Origin of the sequence: Sabulicella flocculans (genome assembly GCF_045449635.1) — a bacterium.
Classification (GTDB): domain Bacteria; phylum Pseudomonadota; class Alphaproteobacteria; order Acetobacterales; family Acetobacteraceae; genus Roseococcus.
Map to the genome: position 1 here is coordinate 103,777 of NZ_JBJJBR010000012.1, position 7,314 is coordinate 111,090.

The following is a 7,314-nucleotide window of genomic DNA, read 5'->3' on the forward strand; positions in this document are numbered from 1 at the left end:
CCGCTGTCCAGCATCGGCGCGCGAACATTGCGCCCCTGCCATGCCGTGCCTAAGTAGGGGTCTTCCCGGAGGTCCCGATGCAGGGCGGTTTCCCGATTGACCTGATCCTCTTCGCCATGGTGGCGGCGTTCCTGGTGCTGCGGCTGCGCTCCGTGCTCGGCAAGCGCACCGGATTCGAGCGCCCGCCCCAGGCGCCCGGCGTGCCCGGCGCCGAGGCGCGCACCGCCCGCGCCGAGGGCGTGCAGGAGGAGGTGATGCCCGCCCGCCGCGACGGCGCGCGCCGCGCCATCCCCGACGCGCGCGGCCCGGTGGGGCAGGCGCTGTCGCGCATCGCCGCGGCCGACCGCAGCTTCACGCCCGACGCCTTCCTGGACGGCGCGGAGGGCGCCTTCCGCATGATCGTCGCCGCCTTCGCCCAGGGCGACCGCCAGACCCTGCGCGCCCTGCTGGACGACGCCACCTATGCCGGCTTCGAGGGCGCCATCTCCGCGCGCGAGAACGCGGGCGAGAGCCAGCGCACCGAGATCCGCCACATGCACGAGATGGCGATCGAGGGCGCCGACCTGCGCGGCCACACCGCCGAGGTGACGGTGCGCTTCACCTCCGATCAGGTGAACATGACCACCGGCCGCGACGGCGCCATCGTCGCCGGCTCGGACGCCATCACCGAGGTGGTGGACGTGTGGACCTTCCAGCGCGACGTTTCCAGCGGCGACCCGGCCTGGAAGCTGGTGGCGACGCGCAGCGTGTGACCTGCGGCGGCCGGCGCCCGCGCCGCCGCCTCATGGTTGCTGCAGCAGCGAGGCCAGGGCCGCGCGGCTGGTGTCCACCAGGCCGCGTGCGTCGGCGAACAGGGTGGCCGCCTGGAAGGTCGCCAGGAACAGCACCCCGTACAGCACCCCCGGATGCAGCCGCGCCGCGGTCTCCACGCCCTGTGTCAGGCGGCGCGGCAGGCGGGCACCCGAGGCCAGCACCGCGATCGCGGCCCCGATCATCGCGCCGCCCAGAATGTCCGACGGGTAGTGCAAGCCGAAATACACCCGCGGCAGGCAGACCACCACCAGCGCCCAGGCCAGCGCGAACAGGCCGGCACGGCGATGCACGAGGAAGACGGAGGTCGCCAGCACGAAGGCCAGCACGGCATGGTCGCTGGGAAAGCTTCCCCAGTCGCGCAGGGTGTGGGGGTCCAGCCCAGGGGACAGCCGGAAGCCGGCGGCGATGATCTCCGGGTCGTGCAGGGGCCGGACGCGCGGCGGCAGCAGGTTCTGCAACGCCCGGGCCAGGCCGACCGCGGCCACCGTCGCGACGATCGCCCGCAGCGCCGGCAGGGCCACGGCCGGGAAGCCGCGCCGGCCCCAGGCCCACCACAGCAACGCGACCGGCAGGCCCAGCTTGATCAGCGAGGAACGGATGGCCTCGAGCAGGACGCGGTCCACGATCCATTCGCGCCCGACCTGCCTGTTCAGGAACAGCAGGATTTCGTTGTCCAGCCCGCCCATCGCCACCGCACTATTTGCTTATTCATATTCCTTCGGCTGGGATGGTGCCAAGACGGATCGTCGTGATTCGGCAACGCATTCGTCACATGGCGGTCGCCGGCGGATGGGCGCGGCTCAGCACGCCTTCCAGGTCAGCACCAGCACGTCGCGGCGGCTCGGCAGCGCCGGGTCGGCCGGTTCCACCGGCGTCACGCCGTGCATCACCCGGCGGTCATCCATCACCGCCAGGTCCAGCAGCCCGTCCAGGGTGAAGCGCGCCAGTTCGCCGCGCGCCGCGTCGGTCACCAGCGTCTCGCCGCCGCGCAGGTTGGTGCGGGCCACCATGGCGATCAGCACGCAGTCCACGCCGTCCTGGTGCACCCCTTCGGGCGTCGGCAGGCCGGGCGCGCCGGGGGCGGCCTCGATGCGGAACTGGTGCATCTCGGCGAAGAAGGGCGTGGCCGGGCGCAGCGCGGCGGCGACGCCGTGGCCCAGCGCCAGCAGCGCCCGCGTGGCCGGGTGGGCGGCCACCGCATCCTCAACCGGGGCGAACCAGCGGTCCACGCCGCCGTTCAGGCTGTTGTGCACCGTAGCCTGGAAATGTGGCCGGTGCAGGCCGCGCAGGTGGCCCGGCACGCCGGGCAGCGCGGCGAAGTTGGCCAGGCGGCGGCGGCGGTAGCGCCCGCCATCGGCCATGAAGCCGTCCGTCTCCAGCCGGTCCCAGCTCGCGGCCCAGCCGGCCAGGGCGGCGGCGTCCAGCCCGATGGCGGCCTGGGCCTCCGCCGGCCGCAGCCGGGCGAAGCCCGCCTGCCGCACCCGCGCCGCCAGGGTCACGGCGCGGCGGCGCCGATGGGCGGCGCGTCCTCCGTCAGCCCGGCCAGCACCTCGGCCACGTGGCGCACCTTCACCGCGCTGCCCTCGCGCGACAGGCGGCCGGCCATGTTCAGCAGGCAGCCCATGTCGCCGGCCAGCAGGGTGTCCGCGCCCGTCGCCGCCACGTCCGCCGCCTTGTCGCTGACCATGCGGGTGGAGATGTCGGGATACTTCACGCAGAAGGTGCCGCCGAAGCCGCAGCAGATCTCCGGCTCGCGCATCTCCTTCACCGCCAGGCCGGCCACGCCGTCCAGCAGGCGGCGCGGCTGCGCCTTCACCCCCAGCTCCCGCAGGCCGGAGCAGGAATCATGGTAGGTCACCACGCCCTCGTAGCGGGCCGGCACGTGGCGCACCCCCAGCACGTCCACCAGGAAGGCGGTCAGCTCGTGCGTGCGCCCGGCCAGGGCCTGGGCGCGCGGCTTCCAGTGCGGGTCGTCGGCCAGCAGGGCGGGGAAGTGGTGCGCGATCATCGCGGCGCAGGAGCCCGAGGGCGCCACCACGTGGTCGTAGCCGCCGAAGGCCGCGACGACGTCGCGCGCGATCCGCTGGGCGGTGCGGCGGTCGCCGCTGTTGTAGGCCGGCTGGCCGCAGCAGGTCTGCGCCGCCGGCACCTCCACCGTGCAGCCGGCCTCCTCCAGCAGCTTCACCGCGCTCCAGCCCACGACGGGGCGGTGCAGGTCCACCAGGCAGGTGACGAACAGGGCGACGCGCGGCTTCATGGCGGCCAATCTAGAGCACGACGGGTTCCGGCGAAATCGCCGCCCCGGCGAATCCTCCGCCGCCGCATGTCAGGATGTTCATGCGCGCGTGACCCTGGGTTCACGTCCCGGGCCGCAGCATCCCCGCCGTCGCCCCACCGCCCATCCTGGGCAGGGGCGGGCGGCATCAGGCGGCGGCCATTTCCCGGCAAGCCGCCGCCAGACTGCCCCGCAGGGGGCGAGGCCCGGCCGGTTCACTCCGGCCGGGCTTCTTTTTGCCCCCGCCAGCGGCGCAGCGCCGCGCGCAGGCCGCGCGCCTCCTCCAGCGCCGCCAGCCGTTCCCGGCATTCGGCCCGCAGCGCCTCCAGCGCCGCGTGCAGCGCCGCCACCTCCGCCCACACCTCCGGGCCCGGGCCGGCCGGGCGCTCCCGCAGGGCCGCGATCTCGGCGCGCAGGGCGGCGCAGCGCCAGGCGGCCAGGGCGGCGGCGGCCTCGGCGGCGGTGCAGGGGCCGGCCTCGCGCAGCGTGGCGCCGCGGCCGCGCGCCTCCTCCGAGCCCAGCACCTCCGTCAGCGCCCCGGCGCGGCCGTGCTCGGCGAGGCGGGGCAGGAAGTGGTGGAAGGCCATCTCGTCCGGGAAGCGGCCCAGCAGGCCCAGGAACAGGCGCTCCACCACCTCGGCGTCCGTGCCGTGCAGCAGCAGGGCGGCGGTGGGCGTCACCCGGCCAGCCCCAGGCGGCGGTGCACCGCCAGCAGCCGCGCCTGGTGGCGCTCCGGGCTGAAGGTCGCCGCCTGGGTCGGGCCGGCGGCGCCCAGCCGGCCGCGCAGCGCGTCGTCCGCGTCCAGCGCGCGGATGCCCTCGGCGATGGCGCGGGTGTCGGTGGGGTCCACCAGCAGGGCGGCGTCGCCCGCCACCTCGGGCAGGGAGGAGGTGGTGGAGGCCAGCACCGGCGTGCCCAGCTGCATCGCCTCCGCCACCGGCAGGCCGAACCCCTCGTGCAGCGAGGGGAACAGCAGGGCGCGGGCGTGGCGCAGCAGGGTGTCCACGTCCAGCCGCGGCAGGTAGCCCAGGTGGCGCACCATGCCGTCCGGGGTGCGGGTGCCGCCCGCCTCCGTCAGCAGGCGCAGCTGCTCCTCGTGGAACAGGCCCTTCTGGCCGACGATCACCAGCGGCCGCGCGCTGCCGGAGGCGTAGTAGGCGTCCAGCAGGCGGGGGATGTTCTTGCGCGGCTCCACCGTGGACAGGAACAGCCAGTAGCCCCCGGGCTCCAGCCCCAGGGCCTGCCGCAGCCGCGCCAGCCCCAGCCCGCCCCCCGCCATCGGCAGCGGCGGCGGGATGGCCTGCCAGGTGGTGGTGATGCGCTCCTCCGCCACGCCGAGCAGGGAGATGGCCTCGCGCCGCGTGTGCTCGCTCACGGCCAGGATGTGGTCGGCGTGGCGGGCGATGCCGCGCACGGTGCGCAGCCACAGCCGCTTGTGGTCGGTGTTGGACCAGGGCAGGCGCAGCGGGATCAGGTCGTGCAGGGTGTGGATGTTGGGCACGCCGGGCACCGCCAGCGGGTGCGGCTGCATCCAGTGCATCGCCGCCGGGGCCGGCCCGCGCACCCGCACCGGCAGGAAGCGCCCGGTCAGCGCCAGGTGCAGCCAGGACCGCCCGAAGATGTCCGGCGCGTTCCACAGCTCCGCCCCGCGCGGCAGGCTGCCGGGGGTGAAGTGGCGGATGGCCCCGGCCGGCGCGGTGGCGCGGTCCACCACGCCTTCCGGCACCGGCCGCGCCTGGGCGCCGCGCGGCTCGGTGGCCATGCGCCACAGCCGCCACGCCAGCGGGCGGTTCGCCGGGGCGCCGGCGTCGAACAGGCGCACCTCGCGCTCCGCCGCGTCGGCGCGCTCGGGCAGGATGCGGCCCAGCAGCACGCCGGGCCGCGCGCCGATGGCCGCGAGGTCCCGCGCGAAGCCGCGCGCGTAGGTGGAGATGCCGGTGCCCATGGGGTGCGACAGCGGAAAGCCGTCGAGCCAGATCCGCCGTCCGTCGAGCATCCTTCCCAACTTGCCCGCCCCGGCCCGATGCGGCAAGGCTGGCGCCGATGGACGGCGCGCGCCTCTTCCTCGACCTGTCGGCGCTGCTGGGCTTCTTCGGCACCCACCGCGCGCCCATGGGCATGGCGCGGGTGCAGATGGCGCTGCTGGAGGCCGCGCTGGCGCCGCCCGCCCTGCTGGCCCCCGTGGCCTTCCCCGACGCCGCGCCGGGCCTGCGCGAGGTGCCCGCCGCCCCGCTGCGCGCCCTGCTGGACGCCGCGCGCGCCGGCGGCGACGCCCAGGCGCCGGACTTCCTGCAGGCCCGCGCCGCGCTGGAGGCCGCGCTGCTGGCCGCGCCCGCCCCACGCATCGGCGCGGGCGACCGCATCCTACACCCCGCCCCGCAGCGCCCGGACGACCTGCTGCGCCTGCTGCCCTGGCAGGAGGCGGGCGCGCTGCTGTGCGTGCTGTTCCACGACGCCATCCCGCTCTCGGCGCCCGAGCACGTGCCCCTGCCCACCCTGCGCGACTTCGGCTGGCTGTTCGGCACGCTGTGCCTGGCGGCCGACCGGGTGGCCGCGGTGTCCCGCCATTCGGCGGCGGAGTTCACCCGCTGGCAGCGCCGCTTCCTGCCGGGGCTGGAGCTGCCGGTGGCCGCCATGCCGATGGACGCGCCGTTCCCCGCCGCGCCCCCTGGCGCGCTGCCGCCGCCGCTGGCCGATGGCCGGCCCTTCGTGCTGTGCGTCTCCACCCTGGAATCGCGCAAGGACCACGCCACGCTGCTGCGCGCCTGGAAGGCGCTGCTGCGCCGCCACGGCGAGGCCGCGGTGCCCGACCTGGTGCTGGTGGGGCGCGAGGGCTTCGGCGCCGAGGCCGCCCTGCGCCTGCTGCGGCAGGTGCCGGAACTGGCGCGCAAGGTCCACTGGCGCGCCGGCCTGGGCGACGGCGCGCTGGCCGCGCTGTACCGCGCCTGCCTGTTCAGCGTGTTCAACTCCTTCGAGGAAGGCTGGGGCCTGCCGGTGACGGAGGCGCTGGCCTTCGGCAAGCTGGTGCTGGCGCCCGACCATTCCTCCCTGCGCGAGGCGGGGGGCGAGGCGGCGCTCTACTTCCCCCCCGGCGAGGCGGAGGCGCTGGCCGCCCTGGCCTGGACGCTGGTGGCCGACCCCGCCCGCCGCCGCGCGCTGGAGGCGGAGCGCCTGCCGCGCGCCCGGCTGCGCCCCTGGCGCGCCGTGGCCGAGGGGCTGGCGCGCGACCTGCTGGCCGGGGCCCCCGCCCTGCCGCCGCCGGTGGCGCGGATGCCGCTGCCGCTGGACCGCCACCTGATGGTCTCGCCCGCGCCGGACGCGCGCGGCCTGCCGCCGCCGGGGAGCCTGCTGCCGCTGCTGCTGCGCGCCGGCGACGGCTGGGGCGGGCTGGAGCCGGGCGGCTGCTGGCTGTTGCGCCCGCCGCCCGGCGGCCACCCGGCCCGGCTGCGCGTGCCCGCCCTGCCCGGCGGCGGCACGCGCCGGCTGTTCCTGGAGTTCGAGTCGCCCCCCGCCGCCGTGACGCTGCACCTGCGCGCCGGCGGCCGCGCCCTGGCGGTGCCCATGGGCGCCTCGGAAGCGCGGCTGCTGGTGGTGGACCTGCCGCCCGGCGAGGACGCGGTGGAATTCGGCGCCGACGGCGCCGCCGCCCCCATCGCCGACGACCCCCGCCGCCTGGTGGCGCGGCTGCGCGCCCTGCGCCTGTGCGACGCCCGCCACGCCCCCCACCCGCACGAGATCATGGAACCCGAGCGATGCCACGTCCTGCCCGCGCCGCCGCCCTGACCCTGCTGCTGGCCTGCCCGGCTGCGGCGCAGGAGGCGCGGCCCTTCGCGGTGTTCGCCGCGCAGACCCCGGCCTCGGCCCTGGTGGTGGGGCGGGACCTGTCGCCGGGCGGGCTGGCGGCGGCGGAAACCGAATGCCGCGTCGCCGCCCGCGGCGCCAATTGCCGGGAGGCGCTGCGCGTCACCGCCGGCTGCGGCGCGGTGGCGCATGGCGGGCGCGACGCCCGGCTGATCCGCGGCCTGCCCTTCACGGCGGAGGTTCCCGTCTCCGTCCGCACCGCCGCCACCGCGCCGACGCGCGACGCCGCCGAGCGCGAGGCGCTGGGCCAGTGCCGGGAGCGTGACCGCGGCGCCTCCTGCGTGGTGGCCTTCGCGGCGTGTGTTTCCCTGATGTGAGTTCCCCGCCGCGGTTTTCCGTCGCCGCTGTGCGGCGGCGGAAAACCG

The 7,314-nt window shown here is 76.7% G+C and carries 8 protein-coding genes; 3 read left to right on the plus strand and 5 right to left on the minus strand.

Annotation, left to right across the window (positions count from 1 at the left end; all coding sequences use genetic code 11):
• Positions 1 to 77 precede the first annotated feature (77 nt).
• Positions 78 to 752 carry a Tim44/TimA family putative adaptor protein gene (locus ACI6QG_RS12620; RefSeq protein WP_407024921.1) on the plus strand — a complete coding sequence of 225 codons (675 nt, stop codon included), beginning with the start codon at positions 78 to 80 and terminating at the stop codon, positions 750 to 752.
• Positions 753 to 782: 30 nt separating this feature from the next.
• On the opposite strand, the gene ACI6QG_RS12625 is transcribed toward ACI6QG_RS12620, so the two are convergent.
• The 5 genes from ACI6QG_RS12625 to ACI6QG_RS12645 all read right to left on the minus strand — a co-directional run bounded on the left by ACI6QG_RS12625 (position 783) and on the right by ACI6QG_RS12645 (position 5,084).
• On the minus strand, positions 783 to 1,499 hold the full coding sequence (locus tag ACI6QG_RS12625; protein ID WP_407024922.1) for a phosphatase PAP2 family protein: 717 nt from the start codon (positions 1,497 to 1,499) through the stop codon (positions 783 to 785).
• Between the two features lie 114 nt (positions 1,500 to 1,613).
• Positions 1,614 to 2,312, minus strand: a complete 699-nt coding sequence (locus ACI6QG_RS12630) for a 2OG-Fe dioxygenase family protein (RefSeq protein ID WP_407024923.1) — start codon at positions 2,310 to 2,312, stop codon at positions 1,614 to 1,616.
• Positions 2,309 to 3,070 (minus strand): (Fe-S)-binding protein, encoded by a 762-nt coding sequence (locus tag ACI6QG_RS12635; protein WP_407024924.1) that lies wholly within the window; start codon positions 3,068 to 3,070, stop codon positions 2,309 to 2,311. The genes ACI6QG_RS12630 and ACI6QG_RS12635 overlap by 4 nt, the downstream gene beginning before the upstream one ends.
• 233 nt (positions 3,071 to 3,303) lie before the next feature.
• Positions 3,304 to 3,768 carry a hypothetical protein gene (locus ACI6QG_RS12640; RefSeq protein WP_407024925.1) on the minus strand — a complete coding sequence of 155 codons (465 nt, stop codon included), beginning with the start codon at positions 3,766 to 3,768 and terminating at the stop codon, positions 3,304 to 3,306.
• The gene (locus ACI6QG_RS12645) at positions 3,765 to 5,084 is read right to left on the minus strand and encodes a glycosyltransferase family 4 protein (RefSeq protein ID WP_407024926.1); all 1,320 of its coding nucleotides are present in this window, start codon (positions 5,082 to 5,084) and stop codon (positions 3,765 to 3,767) included. Before ACI6QG_RS12645 ends, ACI6QG_RS12640 begins: the two co-directional genes overlap by 4 nt.
• A gap of 47 nt (positions 5,085 to 5,131) precedes the next feature.
• Between ACI6QG_RS12645 and ACI6QG_RS12650 the strand changes: the two genes are divergently transcribed.
• Together ACI6QG_RS12650 and ACI6QG_RS12655 are read left to right on the plus strand one after the other, a co-directional pair.
• On the plus strand, positions 5,132 to 6,871 hold the full coding sequence (locus tag ACI6QG_RS12650) for a glycosyltransferase (protein WP_407024927.1): 1,740 nt from the start codon (positions 5,132 to 5,134) through the stop codon (positions 6,869 to 6,871).
• Complete coding sequence (locus ACI6QG_RS12655) at positions 6,841 to 7,266, plus strand: DUF4189 domain-containing protein (protein WP_407024928.1); 426 nt, start codon at positions 6,841 to 6,843, stop codon at positions 7,264 to 7,266. The genes ACI6QG_RS12650 and ACI6QG_RS12655 overlap by 31 nt, the downstream gene beginning before the upstream one ends.
• The last annotated feature ends 48 nt before the right edge of the window (positions 7,267 to 7,314 follow it).

Coding starts and splice junctions, on each gene's coding strand:
- ACI6QG_RS12655 (WP_407024928.1), top strand. CDS start 6,841: ATGCCACGTCCTGCCCGCGCCGCCGCCCTGACCCTGCTGCTGGCCTGC.
- ACI6QG_RS12650 (WP_407024927.1), top strand. CDS start 5,132: ATGGACGGCGCGCGCCTCTTCCTCGACCTGTCGGCGCTGCTGGGCTTC.
- ACI6QG_RS12625 (WP_407024922.1), bottom strand. CDS start 1,499: ATGGGCGGGCTGGACAACGAAATCCTGCTGTTCCTGAACAGGCAGGTC.
- ACI6QG_RS12645 (WP_407024926.1), bottom strand. CDS start 5,084: ATGCTCGACGGACGGCGGATCTGGCTCGACGGCTTTCCGCTGTCGCAC.
- ACI6QG_RS12620 (WP_407024921.1), top strand. CDS start 78: ATGCAGGGCGGTTTCCCGATTGACCTGATCCTCTTCGCCATGGTGGCG.
- ACI6QG_RS12635 (WP_407024924.1), bottom strand. CDS start 3,070: ATGAAGCCGCGCGTCGCCCTGTTCGTCACCTGCCTGGTGGACCTGCAC.